12 protein-coding genes are annotated in these 15,476 nt (G+C 59.9%); 11 read left to right on the top strand and 1 reads right to left on the bottom strand.

Features of this window, described 5'->3' with window-relative positions; all coding sequences use genetic code 11:
- Positions 1-4 precede the first annotated feature (4 nt).
- A complete protein-coding gene (locus tag FPL22_RS09760) occupies positions 5-700 on the bottom strand; it encodes a DUF1559 family PulG-like putative transporter (protein WP_144230089.1) in 696 nt (231 codons plus the stop codon).
- Between the two features lie 305 nt (positions 701-1,005).
- On the opposite strand from FPL22_RS09760, the gene FPL22_RS09755 reads away from it, so the two are divergent.
- The 11 genes from FPL22_RS09755 (at position 1,006) to FPL22_RS09700 (ending at position 15,469) form a co-directional block, all read left to right on the top strand.
- Positions 1,006-2,190 carry a substrate-binding domain-containing protein gene (locus FPL22_RS09755; RefSeq protein WP_238991369.1) on the top strand — a complete coding sequence of 395 codons (1,185 nt, stop codon included), beginning with the start codon at positions 1,006-1,008 and terminating at the stop codon, positions 2,188-2,190.
- 23 nt (positions 2,191-2,213) lie between these two features.
- Complete coding sequence (locus tag FPL22_RS09750; protein WP_144230087.1) at positions 2,214-3,032, top strand: hypothetical protein; 819 nt, start codon at positions 2,214-2,216, stop codon at positions 3,030-3,032.
- 78 nt (positions 3,033-3,110) lie between these two features.
- Positions 3,111-4,172 (top strand): GntR family transcriptional regulator, encoded by a 1,062-nt coding sequence (locus FPL22_RS09745; RefSeq protein WP_144230086.1) that lies wholly within the window; start codon positions 3,111-3,113, stop codon positions 4,170-4,172.
- Positions 4,173-4,231: 59 nt separating this feature from the next.
- Complete coding sequence (locus FPL22_RS09740) at positions 4,232-7,246, top strand: alpha-mannosidase (protein ID WP_144230085.1); 3,015 nt, start codon at positions 4,232-4,234, stop codon at positions 7,244-7,246.
- Positions 7,247-7,344: 98 nt separating this feature from the next.
- On the top strand, positions 7,345-8,523 hold the full coding sequence (locus FPL22_RS09735) for a glucuronyl esterase domain-containing protein (RefSeq protein ID WP_144230084.1): 1,179 nt from the start codon (positions 7,345-7,347) through the stop codon (positions 8,521-8,523).
- 66 nt (positions 8,524-8,589) lie between these two features.
- Positions 8,590-9,621 (top strand): LacI family DNA-binding transcriptional regulator, encoded by a 1,032-nt coding sequence (locus FPL22_RS09730; RefSeq protein WP_144230083.1) that lies wholly within the window; start codon positions 8,590-8,592, stop codon positions 9,619-9,621.
- Between the two features lie 63 nt (positions 9,622-9,684).
- Positions 9,685-10,326 carry a prepilin-type N-terminal cleavage/methylation domain-containing protein gene (locus FPL22_RS17835; RefSeq protein ID WP_203235135.1) on the top strand — a complete coding sequence of 214 codons (642 nt, stop codon included), beginning with the start codon at positions 9,685-9,687 and terminating at the stop codon, positions 10,324-10,326.
- 140 nt (positions 10,327-10,466) lie between these two features.
- The gene (locus FPL22_RS09715) at positions 10,467-12,053 is read left to right on the top strand and encodes a glycosyl hydrolase family 28-related protein (RefSeq protein ID WP_144230082.1); all 1,587 of its coding nucleotides are present in this window, start codon (positions 10,467-10,469) and stop codon (positions 12,051-12,053) included.
- On the top strand, positions 12,050-13,099 hold the full coding sequence (locus tag FPL22_RS09710) for a hydroxyacid dehydrogenase (protein ID WP_144230081.1): 1,050 nt from the start codon (positions 12,050-12,052) through the stop codon (positions 13,097-13,099). The genes FPL22_RS09715 and FPL22_RS09710 overlap by 4 nt, the downstream gene beginning before the upstream one ends.
- Positions 13,100-13,202: 103 nt before the next feature.
- Entirely contained in the window at positions 13,203-14,000 is a 798-nt protein-coding gene (locus FPL22_RS09705; protein ID WP_162525248.1) for a PEP-CTERM sorting domain-containing protein, read from the top strand.
- A gap of 98 nt (positions 14,001-14,098) precedes the next feature.
- Positions 14,099-15,469 carry a polysaccharide deacetylase family protein gene (locus FPL22_RS09700; protein ID WP_238991367.1) on the top strand — a complete coding sequence of 457 codons (1,371 nt, stop codon included), beginning with the start codon at positions 14,099-14,101 and terminating at the stop codon, positions 15,467-15,469.
- Positions 15,470-15,476: the final 7 nt, after the last annotated feature.

Raw genomic sequence — 15,476 nt, 5'->3', positions numbered from 1 at the left:
TCGATCAGTTGTTCGTGGCGACGCGGCCGACGTGCCAGTCGAAGTAAAGGGCGTTTTGATAGCCCGAGTGGTTGGGTTCTGTGATGCCGAGGCTACGGTCGCGGATGGCCACTTTGTCGGCTGGAAGAAGAGTGGTCTTCAGTGGCTTGGGATTAGTAATAAACACGCTGCCAGCTTTATAGTGCCAACCCCAGGGTTGGATTTCGGTCCCGTCAGAAACCGCAACATATCGGTCAGCTTGATAGGAGCTTTCTCCGGCGTTTCCTTTAAACGCCGGACAGTCAAAAGTCGGAGCGTAGCTTTGACCGACGAGTGTTTGGGTGTCCCAGGATTTCGATTTGGTGACGGTTATGTAAGGGAGTATGGAATTCAGCAGATGGCGAGTGTCTGCGGTGACGTAGGGAGAGAGGCTGTAGATTCGATTGCTACTGCCCGAAATAAAAAAACCGGCAGCCGGTAGGACCCCTTTGTTGTCGGCTGCGTAGTTCTGAATCGCCACGCCGTTTTGGCGGAGATTGGTGATGCATTGAGATGACTTCGCGTTATCGCGAACTTTGCCAACGACGGGAATGAGGATTGCCGCCAATACGCCGATGATGGCGATGACCGTAAGCAGTTCGATCAAGGTGAACGCACTCGAACGCGATGATTTCGCAGAACGGCGACGGGACGGGGCAAGCGATGCGACGGGGGTATTCATTTTCTGAGGACGGAAGGGGTTTCCGAGAAGGCGGGGTGAAGAATCTTCTGCCGCTAAGGCTGGGAATGCTCATAAAGCTATGCAAGCACTTTGTTATTTTTAGGATGGTGCTACAATGGGCAGGTTGATTTGGGTGATTTTCGCTTAAAGCATAATCATAATATGTTTATTTATAAGTTATTAAGTTATTAATCCTCGTGATTCTAAAAATATAGCGAATTGCTATATTTTTATTGCGTAGGAAGAGGTTCTGGCTGTTACTTGGGGCATGTTAAGTATCCGTGTTCCCCCTCGGAGATACCCCTGTGAAACTTCCTCAATTTAAGCATAAGCAGATCGAAATCGAAATCCGCCAGCTGGCTCAGACGCTGCCGGTGGGGGCGCGTTTGCCGGCCGAGCGCAGTATGGCGGCGTCTTACGGGTGCAATTTTTTGACGGTGCGTCGTGCCCTGAAAGAACTGGTGGATGACGGCACGGTGGTGCGGCGGATCGGCAGCGGGACGTTTGTCTCCAAGCATGCGAGTGACCCGCGTTCAGTGCGTTCGGGCACGGATCGCATCGGGGTGCTCGTTTCGCAGGGCGGCAATGCCTACGCCTACCGCGTGTTGCAGGCCATGGCTCATGCGGGGCTGGAGCTCAAGGTGGAGCTGCGGTCGAGCTGGGTTCGTGATTTTTGTGATGATGGTCTCGCCCAGGCGAAGACGCTTCAACAGGAGGGCTGCGTGGCCATTTCGCTGCCTTGGTTTCCGCACGACCGGATCGACGAGGTGCGGACGTTTGTGCGCAATTGTCCGCTGCCGGTGAGTCTGCCGTTGGTGATTCCGGGCTTGGAGAAAAACAGCTTCGAGCAGCAGGAGGTGTTCGGCGGAAGTCTGCAGGTCGCTTCAGAGGCGGTGTGCGGCTATTTCCACGCGTTGGGGCATCGGCGGATCGCGTTGCTGGGGCCTGACTCGGCGGGCGATGTGGTGCTGCAAAAAGTGTTGAGCGCGTATGCCTGCTACACGTCGCGGGAAAACCTGCCCAACTTCTGCGGGTTGGTGCGACCCGGCGCGGCGGCGATGGATCAGCTGGCGGATCGCTGGAAGGATTTTCGCGGCGATCTCGCGGTGATCTGTTACGACGACGAACACGCGCTGCGTTTCATGACGGCGATGCACAAGATCGGCCTGAGTGCGCCGGCGGATTTTCAGATCGTCGGTTACAACGATACCGAAGCCAGCGAGTTCAGTGATCCGCCGTTGAGCACGATCCGGCAGAATTTCGATTACATCGGGCACTGGTTGATCCGGAGCGCACTCGGCCTGGCGCGTGGAGTCGTGGACCAGTCGACCAAGTTGCCGCGACCGCAGATGCTGGTGCGCTCAAGTTGCGGTGGTCAGGCGCGTATCGATGAGTCGTTTCGCGCGAAGCTCTCGCATCTGGATATTATCATGGCCAGCGAGGATGCTGCTGTGAAGCCAACGGCCTCGGCTGCGTTGCAACCGGTCTAAGCGTCCGTCTGAAAAACTCCATCATGGCGACTGAAGCCGAGCATTGGCAGGGCTGGTGGCACGGCGGTTTTCTGACCGGTGCGCTGGCGGCGCTGCTGATGTTGCCGGCGGCGATGCGGGCTGAAGAGGTGGCGGCCTTTGGCACCAATCAGCGTGGGGCGGCGGCGTTGGTGGGAATTTTTTATGACCTGAAGCAGACGCAGCAACGTGAGCCGATCCCCGGCAACGGCCGCGACTACGCCAAGTTTATCGACGACTTTATCGTGGCGGGTTTTGACGAGGCGTTGTTCAACCGTTTTTTTCGTGCGGGCATGCCGCTCTACACGACACAGGTGGCGACCGGGCGCATGAACGCCGAAGCCGCTCCCAAGGCATTTGGCGTCGAGGCGGTCGTGAAGCCGCGGGCGTGGGTCGTGCATTACAAGGCCCAGGTCTCTCCGCCGGCGGATGGCACCTATCGGTTTGTGGGTGCCGCCGATGACATGATGGTCGTGGCGGTGAATCGTCGGGTGGTGCTGGTGGGCAACCTGCCGAGCACGGCGTTCCCGCGCTTGGGATGGAAGGCGCTGGCGGATCAAGGTCCGAAACCGGCCGCGCATACCGGCGCAAAATATGGTGACTGGATCGATCTGCGTGCTGATAAACCGGTCGACCTGGATATCCTCATCGGAGAACGGCCGGGCGGTATTTTTAACGCACTGCTGCTCTACGAAAAAAAGGGTGAAACGTATCCGCTGACCTCCAAGGGCGAGATCATCCTTCCGTTGTTTCAGGTGGCGCCTTTGCCGATGAACGAAACGCGTTTCCTGACCGATCGCGCGCCTTGGAAATGTTTGGACTGAGTTTTATGGACGCGATCTCCACTCCTTCGGTCCGTGAACGCCTTGCGCTGGCGTGCGCCCTCCGTTCATAACCACCGCATGGCCCGTCCCGACACCCAGACACGTCTCGCCGTCGAGCTGATCCGCAAGCGGCTTCAGCACGGCGATCACGCATCGGGCGGCCTGCCCGGCGAACGCCAGCTTGCGACCGAACTGGGGCTCAGCCGGCCCACCGTGCGCAAAGCCCTCGCGCAACTCACCGGGGAGGGATTGCTCTCGCGCGGAGTGACCGGCCGCGTGCAAGTCGCCGAAGGTGCGGACGGCCCCGCGCGGCGTCCGTTGATCGCTTTTCTTCACACGGGAAACCTCCGCGGTGAAAATGCGTTGTGGCGCGATGGCGTGTATGCCGCCGCCGAGAAACGCGGGGCCGTGGCCCGGTCCTTCAGTTACGAGCACTACAGCGATGGGGTTTTTAGCAAGGCGCTCGACGGATTCGACGGCGTGTTTCTCCTCCAATTTACCGACGAGAAAATTTCTCCTCAGCTCCTGAAGCGCATTCAGTCGGCCCGCGCCCGGGTGGTGGTGCTCGACCAGGATGAGACGGCTCTCGGGCTGCGCTCCGTCATCGTTTTTCCCTTCAGTGCGGGCGACAAGTTGCTCGGGCATCTTCGCTCGCTCGGCCACCGGCGCATCGACTGCCTCAATATCCATCCGCACAACCCGGTGATCGAGGCGCGCATCGCCGGCTGGCGTGCGTTCATCGAGAAACACGGGCTCACGGGCGAACTGATGAGCGCACCGGTGGATGGTTCTCTGCAGGCCGCTTATAAGCTGATGTCCGCCCGTCTGAAGGCCGGCAAGCCGGTCGCACCCGCCGTGTATGGCGTCACGGTGCACGCGGCCATAGGTGCGATGCGGGCCTTGCACGAGCACGGTCTGCGCATCGGCCGCGACGTGTCGGTGTGCGCGGTCAACGACGAGGGGCTCGGGCCGTATCTCGTGCCCTCGCTGACCTCGTTGCAGACGCCGCCCCGCGACCGTTACCTGCTCAAAGCCGTCGACTGGATGACCGGTCGCTGCGAATGGAAAAAGCCTTCTCTCGTGCAGCCCAAGGATGCGCCGCTGTTTGTGGGCGAGTCCACCGCACGGGCGCCGAAATAATCTTGAGTCCTTAATTAAGTTACCAAAAATGGTAACTTAATAAATGCCCCTTTAATCCCATGCTTCCCCGCACGTTTCTCACCCAGCTCATTCCCGCCCGTATCGCCGAGGCCATGCGCCGCGCGCAAAGACTCATCTGGAGTCCGCTCCCCGGTGAATGCCTCGTCGAGCAGACGGCGTCGTCGCTGGTCTTCAAGACCGTGAAGGAAGTCGCCGCGGATGATTTCAAGCCGGTGCCGGCGGCGCCGTTCAACTGGGGGCCCAAGTATGCGCAGAGTTGGTTTCGCGTGACGTTGCCCGAGGCGGTCGGTCCGGAAACCCGCTATTTTCGCTGGGAGGACCAGGCCGAGGCCACCGCTTATATCGATGGTGTTCCGTATGCGGGCCTCGATCTCGCGCATGAGCAGTTCCCTCTGCCGGCCGGCGTGCGCGAGCTGGTGATCGAATCGGTGTGCATCCGCTCGGGCATCTGGTTGTCCGGCGAGGTGGCACGCCTTGAAGAGACCGGCAGTCTTTATCTGCCGCCGAAGTTTGTTACACGCAACGACACGGCGTGGAGTGTTTATCATGATCTCAAGGTTTTGCTGGAGCTGATCGAAGCCGAGTATCGGGACGGCCAGCCGGTGCAGCCCGGCGCTTCCAAGGGATTGACGGATCCGGTGCGCTACAGCCCGCAGGCATTCCGCGTGAGCCCGCTTTTCCGCCGTCTGTGCGATCGTCTGGATCGCGCGATCGATGTGTTTGACCGCGATGGAATGGAGGCCTTCGCGAAAGAACTCAAAAAGGTGTATGCCGATTTTCCCGCATCGCCGGATGCGATCAAGGCCGTGCTCACGGGGCATGCGCACATCGACCTCGTGTGGCTCTGGCCCGAGCGCGTGGGCGAGTTCAAGGCGGTGCACTCATGGTCCACGCAGACGCGTCTGCTCAGGGAATACCCCGAGTTCAAATTCGGTTATTCGCAGCCGGCGAGTTACGAGGCGGTCGGTCGTAGTTCGCCCGAGCTGCTGAAAAAAGTGCAGGGTCTCATCGGCGAGAAAAAATGGGACGCGATCGGCGCGGCCTACGTCGAAGGCGACACCCAGGTGCCCTGCGGGGAGGCGATCCTGCGCTGCCTGCGCATCGGCCAGGAAGAGTTCAAGGCGTTGCGCGGTTCACCCAGCGACGTGTTCTGGTTGCCCGACGTGTTCGGCTACAGCGGCTGCATGCCGCAACTGCTCGCGGGTGTGGGCGTGAAGGGGTTTTTCACGAGCAAGCTCTCGTGGAGCACCGTCAATCGTTTCCCTCATTCGAGCTTTCGCTGGCAGGGGCCGGACGGTGCGGAGATCAACGCGCACGTCGTGCTCATTCACGACTACAACGAAAACGTGGATGTGAAACGCATCCGCGAAGACGTGCTCCATCACCAGCAGTCAGCCGTGCATCCGGAGTTCCTCCAGCCGACCGGTTACGGTGACGGCGGTGGCGGACCAACCGAGGAGATGCTCGAGCGGGCGCGCCGGGTTTCGAATCTCGCCGGCATGCCGCGCGTGGAGTGGGGCAACATCGAGCCCTTCTTCGAGCGCCTTGCCGAGGTGAAGAACGATCTGCCGGTCGTTACGGGCGAACTGATGCTGGAATTGCATCGCGGTGTGTTCACCACGCATGGCTCGCTCAAGTCGGCGTTCCGTGCGCTGGAGCGTGCCTTGCAAGTGCTCGAAGCGGTGCACGTGGTGCGCGGCCTCGGTCCGATCGACCGTCACTACTGGAAGCGCGCGAGCTTTTCGCATTTTCATGATTACATCCCCGGCAGCTCCATCTGGGAGGTATATGCCGAGGCGATTCCCGAGCTGCAGATGCTCGCCGCGAAGGCGCTCGCCGAAGCGGACGTGGCGCTGGGAGCCGGCAATAACAAGGGATGGTTCAACCCGTTGCCGCTGCCGCGCACGTGGATTGACGGTAAATTGTGCTATCAACTCGGTCCGCTCAGCGGCGGTCCCACGTCGGTGCTGGCCATCAAGAACGTGATTGCACCGAAGGCGACCGCGACCTCGATCGAGAGCGAGCATGTGCGCGCGGCGTTCAACGCCGAAGGCTCGCTCATCGGCCTCACGGTCGAGGGCCATGAAGTCGCCGTGACGGGCCACAAGCTCTGTGCGTATCCGGATCAACCCGCGTCGTTCGAAGCGTGGGATGTGGATCGCGGCAATATGGTCAGCGGTCACGAAGCACGCCTTGCCGGAAAGCCAGTGGTGACCAATGACGGCCTCGTCGCATCCGTCGCGTTCTCCTATGATATCGCACATGCGAGCCATATCACCGTGGTGTATTCGCTGCGTGCGGGTGAGACGGCGCTGCGAGTGCGCTACGACGTCGACTGGTGCGATCCGTTGCACTGGTTGAAAGGTATCTTCGCGACGGATTATCGTGGTCGCGAAGCGCGTTATGGCGCCCCGTTTGGCAGTGTGTTACGTGGACAGTGGTCGGGTTATGCGCGCGAAGAGGCGCAGTGGGAAGTTCCCGGCAGCCGCTGGATGGCGGTGTGCGACGACGCGCAAAGCGAAGGTCTCTCGATCATCACCGAGGCGAAGTATGGTTTCACCACGCGCGACGGCACGGTGGGCGTGAGCTTGCTCCGCAGCGCGCTCGTCACGGAGGCCAACGATCACCCGAAGATCAGGCCGACCCCGGATCGTCCGGTGCATTCAGACTTGGGCAAGCACACGATCGAACTGGCGCTGTCGCGTTATGCATCGGACATCCCGGTGCACGCGCAGCCGGCGGCGCTGGCCGATACGTTGTTCACCGCGTGCGTTCCTTACGCCGGCGAAGCGGTTTCCGCAGGGCTGGAACGCGTGGGAGGCGTTTCATCGGCGGTGCCGGCCTGGGCTGAACCGGTCGATGGCGGCTGGGTGCTGCGTCTGCACGAGACACTCGGACGTCGCGGTAAAGTGACCGTCGGCGTAGCCGACGAGGCGAAGGCCACGGCGGTGGATTTCCTGGGCCAACCTTTGGCGAATGCGAAGTCCGCCGGTGGTGAATTTGCGCTGCCGATCACGCCCTATCAGGTGCGCTCGGTGAAGTTCACGCGCTGATCACGCGTGGGGTTTCATGACTTGAGAACAACCGGTTTCCATGACCGGTCTTGCGGAGGTCGCTTTACAAGCGGCCTCCGTTTTTTTTGTCTGCACCCATGGCTACCCCTAAAAACGGCCGGTTTGTGTTAATGGCTTTGCTTTGTCTGGTCCCGTTCGCGTGCTCGATCGCGGCAGAGCTGCCCGATCCCCTGGCTTTGCCCGATGGCCGGCGGATTGAAACCGCGCAACAATGGGAGGCAGGTCGTCGTGCCGAGGTGCTGGAGTTGTTTCGCGACCAGGTTTACGGACGGAATCCGGTGCAGCGGCCCAAGGATCTGCGGTTTGAACCACTGGAGGAAGAAACGGCCGTGCTCGATGGCACGGCCGTGCGGCGGAGGGTGAAGATCGCTTACTCGGGGCGAGGCGGGGAGAGCGGTTTCAAGTTAACCGTTTATTATCCGACGAACGGGGCGATCAAAGGCTGCGTCGTGCTGATTGTAAACCGTTCGCCACGTATCATCGACCGTGCGGAGGAAGACCCCGCGGAATTCTGGCCGGTGCGGGATTTGATCGCGCGCGGTTATGCGACGGCGGCGTTCCACAATGGCGAGGTGGCGGTTGATCGCAAAGACGATGGTTTCAAAAGCGGTGTGTTTGGCGTTTTCGGTCCGGCGGGTAAACCGCGCGCGGGAGACGAGTGGGGAGCAATCGGCGCCTGGGCGTGGGGCGCAAGTCGTGCGATCGATTATTTGGAGACGCAGCCAAGGCTGAAGGGCGTGGCCTTTGCGGTAGCCGGGCATTCGCGCGGAGGGAAAACCGCGTTGTGGTGTGGCGCGCAGGATGCACGCGTGGCGCTGGCCATCAGCAATGATTCGGGGACCACGGGAGCGGCGCTGGCACGGACGAGCCAGTGCGAGACAGTGAAGAAGATTAACGCGACTTTCCCGCACTGGTTCGCGGTGAATTATCACGCTTATGATGATCGGGAGGCCGCGTTGCCGGTTGATCAACATGAACTGATTGGCCTGATCGCACCGCGGCTGGCCTATGTGGCGAGCGCACGCGAAGACAGTATTGCCGATCCCAAGGCAGAGTTTCAGTCCTGCGTGGAGGCGGCGCCGGTCTATGCTCTTTACGGGTTGAAAGGTGTGGGCGCCGCACCGTTTCCGGAGGTCGGCGAGTCACGGCATGAAGGCGCGATCGGCTATCATGTGCGTGCGGGCGGCCACGATTTGAAGGGCGAGGACTGGGCGCGTTTCATGGACTACGCCGACGTGCATCTGCCCCGGCGTTGAAACCGGCGGGCGCGGGTTTTGTTTGGCAGGTCGAGTCTATGTGGTTCTAGCTTCCGCCTTAACCCCATGAGCAACCGCGTTACCATCCGTGACATCGCTGCGAAGGCGGATGTGCATTTCACCACGGTGGCCCTCGCCCTGCGGGACAGTCCGCGTATCAGCGAAGCGAGGCGAAAGAGTATTCAGAAATTGGCGACGAAGATGGGCTACTCGCCCGATCCGATGCTTTCGGCGCTCAATGCCTACCGGCAGACCCGGAGGCGGCCGATTTATCAGGCGACGATTGCCTGGATCAACAACTGGCCCGAGCGCGGCTTCCTGCGCTCCAACGATGATTTCCGCGACTACCACGATGGAATCAAAGAGCGTGCCGCGGAACTGGGTTACGAAGTGGAGGAATTTTGGATGCGCGGTAAGGACCTTTCGTTTGCCAAGCTCGGACGCATCCTGAAGGCCCGGAACATCCAAGGAATGATTCTCGCGCCGCAGCCGGAGCCGCACACCGAGATCGATTTCGACTTCAGTGAATTTTCGGCGGTTTCGCTGAGTTACAGCCTGAGAAATCCAGCGCTGCACGTGGTGACCAATCATCACTTCCGCTCGATGCTGCTGCTGATGCAAAACCTTGACCGTTTGGGCTATCGCAAGGTTGGACTGGCGGTGCACCCGAGCTGGAGTGAAAAGGTCGGCCACGGCTGGTTCGGCGGCGTGCTGACCGCGAAGGAACTTATTACTTCGGGCATGAAGATCCTGCCGGTGAAGTTATTTGGCCTCGACGATGTGAAGGCGTGGATGAAAAAGGAGCAGCCGGATGTGATTGTGTCGCATAAGCAGTTTTACGAACAACTCCTAGAGATGGGCATACGCATGCCGAAGGATGTGGGCTTTGCGAATCTGAGCGTGCCGAGCAGCTCGCCGGAGATTTCAGGTATCACCCAGAATAGTCCGCATATCGGGCGAAAGGCCGTGGATGTGCTCGTCGATATGTTGCATCGCGGAGAACGCGGCGTGCCGGACATGCCGCTGCATCTGCTGGTGGACGGTGTGTGGGTGCCGGGTAAAACCCTGCGTCCGCAGAAAACGCTTTCCACCTCTTGATGCGCTACAGGTAGTATCCCGGCTGCGTTGCGGAAAGGCGGAGGGTGGCCCCATGTTCCTCGCATGAACCCACGCCCCAGGGTGCAGGCCCTCCCTCGCCGCGACCATTGCGGATTCTCACTCGTCGAACTGCTGGCCGTGGTCGCGATCATCGGGGTGATGGCCGCTTTGGTGCTCGCGACACTGGGACCGATGCGAGCCAGTGCCCGCACAGCAAAATGTTCGGCCAATCTCAGGTCGGTCGGTTCGGCGCTTGATCAGTTTGCTGCGGATTATCGCGGGTATTATCCCGCGGTCACCTACAACACCGGTCATCTCGACGGCCGGACCAACCCTAACAAATCCCATTGGTGGGTGGAGCTGAAGTCCTACATTGGCGTCGATATCAAGACCATCGGCGGGATCGAAGGTAACCCCTTCGCCATTTGCCCGGATGGTCTTACGGGCATGAACGGGAAAATGGATTATTATTTTCAGAGACCGCGGGTGACCATCGTGCGTCCCGCCAAGACGATCATGGCGGGGGATTCGAAGTCACACGTCCTCTCGGTCTGGACGGGCGATCCGACAGGCGAAACGTTTGAGAGTTCAGATCCTCAACGCCATCGCGCACAGGCAAACTATTTGTTTGTCGACGGCCATGTGGAAACGCTGTCGCTGGCCGATGCCTACAAGTTGTTTAATCGTGATCCTTACGCTCAATGAGTCCGTGGCCGGATCGGCCGGACGTTATTCTACAGGTAGGATCAAACTGCCGCTCTCGTGGGTTTACGGCGATATCGATGACTCGATAAGGTGAATCCATGTCGCCCGGTTTAACCCCTTCCCGTCGGTCATTTTTGCTCATGTGCCTGGTATCATTGCTGGCTGGGCGGCTTGCGGCCGAGCCTTGGCGCTCCACGTTGTATCCAGAGAAATGGACGCCTGGTTTGACTGATAGCGCGGGCCGTTTTTTGCACGATTTTTCCCATGCGGGTTACCACTGCGGCCAGACGGCTATTCCTGATCGCACGGGCAACGTAATCGACGTCACGCATGCACCCTATTCGGCCGACGCCACGGGAAAAATTGATGCGACGGCGGCCATCCAGCGGGCTCTTGACGTCGCCGGTGCCGCTGGCGGAGGGGTGGTTTATATGCCTGCCGGAACCTATAGAGTGGCGCCTCCTCAAGGAGCAAAGGGCGCGCTGGTTTTGGGTGGCGACGGCGTGGTGTTGCGCGGTGCGGGCGCAGGGAAAACACTCCTCTTTAACGACGCCACGGACATGGCAGGAAAAAATGTGATCGAACTCAAGCCGCGCGTTCCCGTGTCTTGGAACGCCGATGGGAAGCCCGTGGATGGCGTGAAAATACGTGAGGATTTGCCCAGACCGGTGTCGCAGATTCCCGTCGACGATGTGTCTGGGTTTTCAGTTGGGGATCTGATCGTGGTGCGCAACGACCTCACGCAGCACTTCATCGATACTATTGGCATGAACGGCAAGTGGACACCCGGCCAGTCGCAGAACCGCACGCTTACCTATTGCCGTCGGGTCACCGTAATCGACGCGATCGATAATGTTATCACCGTAGATATTCCGCTGCGCGGATTTCTCTACACGGCGGACAACGCGCAGGTCGTGAAGGTTTCCGGCCGCATGATCAGTGAGTCTGGGTTGGAGGATTTTTCCATCGGCATGCGCCAGCACCCAGGCGAAGGCCTTGCTGAAGAAGACTGGTCCAAGGCCGGGACGGTTGGACACGGTGTGCATGGCTCTGCGGCCATCGCGGTTTCTTTCGCTGAAAACTGCTGGCTTCGTCGCGTGCACACCTATTCACCCGAGGGCAACGATCCGAAGATCCACGCGCTTTCCAATATTCTGAAGCTGTGGCGCACGCGGCTCGTCACGGTGATCGACTGCAACTTCAAGTTTCCGCAATACCGCGGTGGCGGTGGCAACGGCTATGGCTTCGCGATCAATGGACAGGACAATCTCATCCGTGATTGTCGCGTCGAGGGTGCTCGGCACAACTACGACTTCGGCACGATGTCGGCCAGCGGCAACGTGATCGTGGATTGCTTAGCGAAAGACGGCAAACTGGGCTCGGACTTTCACATGTTTCTCTCGCTGGCCAACCTCTTGGACAATGTGATGTGCGATGGTGATTTTCTAGAGGCGCGCGCATTCCGTCCTTGGGGCGGAAATCCGGTGCACGGTGTCACCACGACGCAGTCGGTTTTCTGGAACACGAGGGGACTGCGATATTCCCTGGAGCGACCGGTGCTGGTGTATTCGCACCAATTTGGGGATGGCTACGTGATCGGCACGAGCGGTCCGGCCTCGAAAGTGGATTCCAGTGATTTCGTCGAGGGCGAGGGCAGGGGAGAACTGCTTGTGCCGCGCTCACTGTATTTTGATCAACTGAAACGCCGGATGGCTGCACACCCATGAAGCCACTCGCCGAAATCTGCGCACCGGCCGTGGCGACGGAGCGTATTCTCTTCGCGTTTACCACAAGGGAGCAGGCGCTGTTTTTGCCTGGCCTGCGATGGGAGGAGTTTGGAGACCACGTGTGTTCGTATATCGATACCGACGCGGCGGGCCCCGAGGGCTGGGCGCGGATGTTGTGCGAGTGGCGGCCGACCGTTGTCGTTACGGCATGGAGTGCGAAGCGACTGCCGGCGGACTGGGTGATGTCGCCGGAGTTTTCTTTAAAGTATATATGCCACATCACGGGCTCGCTGAAATCGCTGCTGACGCGCGAGGCTTTCCTGCGCGGCGTGCGTGCTACGAACTGGGGTTCGTCGATCAACCACACCATCGCCGAGCATGCGATGCTGATGACGCTAGCGCTGCTGCGTGGAGCCGGTTCGTGGCCCGAAGCGATGCAGCGCGGCGGATGGACGGTGGATCAAGTGCGGCGGCTCCGCACGCGCGCGTTGCGCGGCCGGCGGGTAGGCCTGCATGGTTTCGGGGCGATTGCGCGGGAAATCGCGACGATGCTGGCGCCCTTCAAGCCGGCGGTCATTCGAGCGTATTCGCATGGTGTGCCGCCGGCGTTTATGGCCGGTCACGGGGTGGAGCCCTGCAGGAGCCTGGACGAATTGTATGGTTCCAGTGAGGTGATGATTTGTTGTGAAAGCCTCACAGCTGAAAATCGTGCATCGGTGGATGCGCGGGTTCTGCGCTTGCTCGAAGACGACGCGATTTTTGTGAATGTGGGGCGTGGTGAGATCGTAAGCGAAGACGCGTTGCTGGCCGAGGCCGCGACCGGACGGCTGCGCATCGGGCTGGATGTGTTTCATCGCGAACCGATGCCGGTGGATTATCCGCTGCGCACGGCACCGGGAATCATGTTGTCCCCGCACATCGCGGGACCGACGCTCGAGACGTATCCGCTCTGCGGAGAGCATGCTTTGGAGAATCTGCGGCGTTATCTCGCGGGTGAGTCACTAAGCGGCGAAGTCACCCTGGATGCCTTTGATCGCATGACTTGAAGGCGCGGCCGTGAAAATGCGCTACAGGTAGTATATCGGGGGTTTTGTCATGTATGGAGAGCCGCACATCTTCGTTTCACTCCACCCCGAGAATATTTACCCCATGCATAACGTTTATCTTACCCTTGCCGGCCTATTCTGCCTGGTCACGGCGGCCTCTGCCCAGATCAGTTTCAACGGAAATTATATACAGAACTTTAATACGCTCACGGCTTCAACGCCGCTCACGTTGAGCGATACCAACAACGCGCAGACGAATATCGGAATCGAAAACTGGGTGGGCACGAAAACCGGCGGAACGAGCACGGATTTCGCGCTGCAACCGTGGGCGGCGAGCAACGCAAATGTGGCCGGGTTTTACAGCTTTGGCGTTGATTCGGCGGATGCGGACCGGTCGATCGGCAGTGTGTCTTACGCGACCAATTATGGTAATATTGTTTTTGGCACGAGCTTCACCAACGCGACGGGTGCCACGATCAACGCGATTACCATCACGTATACGGCCGAGTTTTGGCGCACCACGGCCAGCACCACGCAGGTTCTGACGTTTGCATACGGATTGAGCGGAGGCTCTTTAAATGGTTCCAACTTTCTCACCGCTTCGATGACAACATCCGCGGGGCTGTCCGTGACGTCGCCCAGTTCAGTTTCCAATACGGTTCAGAATGGCAATCTCTCCGCCAACCAGCAGTCGGTGAGCCTCACTTTGACCGATCTCAACTGGACGACGGACAAGACGCTCTTCATCCGGTGGACGGACAGTGATCAAAGCGGTCATGAGTCGGCGATCGGGGTGGATGATCTCGTTGTGTCCGTCGTGCCCGAGCCGTCTGCGTATGCCGTGCTGGCAGGCGCGGCGGGGCTGGTGCTCGCAGTGGTCGCACGCCGCCGTCGCAGTTAATGCGGGCGGGTGGTTTCGGTGATGGAATTCTACATGTAGCGCAACGGCGGGCTGGTCAGTGCGCCAAGCGTAGGGACAATCGAGGGATGCCCCACTTCATGCGTTTGTTTTGTAGCGCGTTCTTATTTTGCGCGGCGGTTTCGGCCGCTGTTGCCGCCTCGATCTTGCCTAACGGCGGTTTTGAAGAAGGTCTCACCGGTTGGGTGACCAGGGATGCCATGTCGCAGGTTTCACCCGAGGCGGCACACACGGGGAAAGGTGGTTTGCGAGTTACGGATGCCGATGCTCAAAAGGGATCCGATCTCACGAGTGCAAAGCTGCCGGTCGTGGCGGGGCAGGCGCTCGCGTTGAGTTTTTCGGCCAGGGCGCAGGGGGATTTTTGCGGAGTTTACTTATGGTTCCATGATGCGGCCGGAAAGCCCGTGAAGGACGAAGCCAAAAAATACACGGGAGGCATGCCATCGGTGGGTGTGAAGAAGGGGGCTGGCGAGTGGACGCCTTACACGTTGAAGGCGATTGTGCCGGAAGGTGCAGCAACCGTGGCGGTGTGGGTTCACTCGTGGGGCACGGCGATGGGCACGGCGGACTTCGATGATTTTGAACTGGCGGGCGTGGCGGGCGACGCCCGGCCGATCATCGGGGTGCAGCCGGTCGTGACGGCTAACGCAGCTGCGGCGACGCTGCCCGAATTGCCTGCGCGCAAGGCTCCGCCGGTAATCATCCTTAAGCTCGATGATCTGCGACAGATCGATGGCAAGGTGCATGCGTCGTGGATCAAGATCGCTGATTATCTGAAGAACCGGAACATCAAGGTGAGCTTTGGAATCATTGCCCAGACCTTGGGAGAGGCGACGCCGGCCTACACGCAATGGATCAAAGACCGGCAGGCGTCGGGTGAGATTGAATTTTGGTTTCATGGTTTTGATCACGCCGTGTGGACCAACGAAGCGGGTAAAAAACTCAGCGAGTTCGGGGGGCGTGGCTTTGACGAGCAGTGGTCGCGATTTGAGCGGTCGCAGAAACTCGCGAAGGAAAAGCTCGGCTTCGAGTTCGCGACCTTTGGTCCCGGCGGCGGTGGCGCACTTCATCAGGATGCGGACACGGCGGAAGTCATGGCTAGGGATCCGGCGATGAAGGTATGGCTTTATCCGTCGCCGATCGATGCATCGGGGCGCAAGCTCGCCGCTGGCGGCAAGGTCACGATTCTGGATCGCGTGTGGGCGGTGAACCTGGAGGCCGCCGTGGGTAATCCCAACTTCCAGCGTTTTGTCGAAGGCTATGCGAAGAATCCCGGCCGCGACTATTTTGTGCTGCAGGGCCATCCGACGCATTGGGCGGGTGCACGGTTCGACGAGTTCGTGAAGATCATCGATTTCCTTGTTGCGCAAAAAGCGGTGTTCATGACGCCTTCAGGTTATGCCGCGAGCCTGGGCGGGAAGCCTGCGCAACAGGAAGGCGGCGGGAAGTAAGCGGGGA

This window comes from Rariglobus hedericola (assembly GCF_007559335.1).
Taxonomy (GTDB): Bacteria; Verrucomicrobiota; Verrucomicrobiia; order Opitutales; family Opitutaceae; genus Rariglobus; species Rariglobus hedericola.
The sequence above is the reverse complement of the archived record's forward strand: the minus strand, read 5'-3'. Positions and strand labels throughout refer to the sequence as shown.